Here is a 1,456-nt window from a genome sequence, read left to right on the forward strand (position 1 = left end):
CTTCTCCCTTGTTGCGTGGGTGGAAAACCAATCCTGGCGAAACATCACGCCGCCATCCACGCCCTCATAGCATCTCGTGGGAGAAGGTGGATCGGCGCGCAGCGCCGAGACGGATGAGGGGTGTTCCAGCGGAGTGAGACGCTGGCGTTCCCTGGAACACCCCTCATCCGTCGCCTTCGGCGACACCTTCTCCCACAAGGGGAGAAGGAAGAATGAGCGGCGGCGCCACCCGATCTCCGGTTCACCGCACCTCCGCGCCATGCTAACTCACCCTGCATGGCACAGAAGAAAGGATACGAGGTCGATTCGTGGCTGGCGCGGCCGGACCCGGCCATGGGCATAGTCCTGCTTTACGGTCCCGACCGCGGCCTGGTCGCCGAGCGCGCCAAGACCTTCGCGAGCAAGACCGGCCTGCCGCTCGACGATCCGTTCTCGGTGGTCAAGCTGGACGGCGCGGAGGTCGACCGCGACCAGGGCCGGCTGCTCGACGAAGCCCGCACCGTGCCGATGTTTTCCGACAGGCGTCTGCTCTGGGTACGCAATGCCAGCGGCCAGATGGCGCTGGCCGACGATATCAAGGCGCTTACTGCCGAACCGGCGCGGGATGCGATCATCCTGATCGAGGCCGGCGATCTGAAGAAGGGCACAGGACTGCGAGCCATTGTCGAGGCCGCCGGCAACGCCATTGCCTTGCCCTGCTACGCCGACGAGGCACGGGACCTGGACTCGGTGATCGACGACGAACTGCGCAAGGCCGGCATGTCGATGACGCTCGAGGCCAGGCAGGCGCTGCGCCGCAATCTCGGGGGCGACCGGCTGGCCTCGCGCGGCGAGATGGAGAAGCTGGTGCTCTATGCCCACGGCAAGAAGGAGATCGACCTCGACGACGTCACCGCGATGTCCGGCGATGTTTCCGGCGCCTCTTTCGACGCCGCGGTCGACGCCGTGCTCGACGGCAAGGTCGGCGACTTCGACATCGCCTTCACCCGCCACTGCCAGTCGGGAGGCCATCCCTTCCTGGTGCTGTCGTCCGCCATGCGGCAATTGCAGGCGATCCAGGTGATGCGCGGCCAGATGGAATCCGGCGGCCGCAACGCGGCCTCGGTCGTCGCGGCGGCGCGCCCGCCGGTTTTCTTCTCCCGCCGCAAGCTGGTGGAAAAGACGCTGGAGCGCTGGAACGTCGAGGCGCTCGGCCGCGCGCTCAACCGGCTGCAGACAGCGGTGCTGCAGACCCGCAAACGGCCGGATTTGTCGGAGGCGTTGGCTAGGCAGGCGCTGCTCGGCATTGCGGTCGAGAGCGCAAGGCTGGGACAGCGAGGCTAATCTCCCCCTTAGGGGGGAGATGTCGCCGAAGGCGACAGAGGGGGTCGCCGCGCGTGGAGCGCCAGCCTCCATCTGTTGCAGGCCGAGACCAGTCGGCCCGACCCCTTCTGGCCTGCCGTCTCCCCCACTTGGG

General features: G+C 67.2%; 1 protein-coding gene. It reads left to right on the forward strand.

The window, feature by feature from the left end; all coding sequences use genetic code 11:
- Positions 1–276: 276 nt before the first annotated feature.
- On the forward strand, positions 277–1,323 hold the full coding sequence (gene holA, locus EH240_RS36950; RefSeq protein WP_125007240.1) for a DNA polymerase III subunit delta: 1,047 nt from the start codon (positions 277–279) through the stop codon (positions 1,321–1,323).
- The last annotated feature ends 133 nt before the right edge of the window (positions 1,324–1,456 follow it).

The organism is Mesorhizobium tamadayense (assembly GCF_003863365.1).
Taxonomy (GTDB): Bacteria; Pseudomonadota; Alphaproteobacteria; order Rhizobiales; family Rhizobiaceae; genus Mesorhizobium; species Mesorhizobium tamadayense.

Bases quoted from the DNA above. Each gene is read 5' to 3' on its own strand.
- holA (WP_125007240.1), top strand. From the start codon at position 277: ATGGCACAGAAGAAAGGATACGAGGTCGATTCGTGGCTGGCGCGGCCG.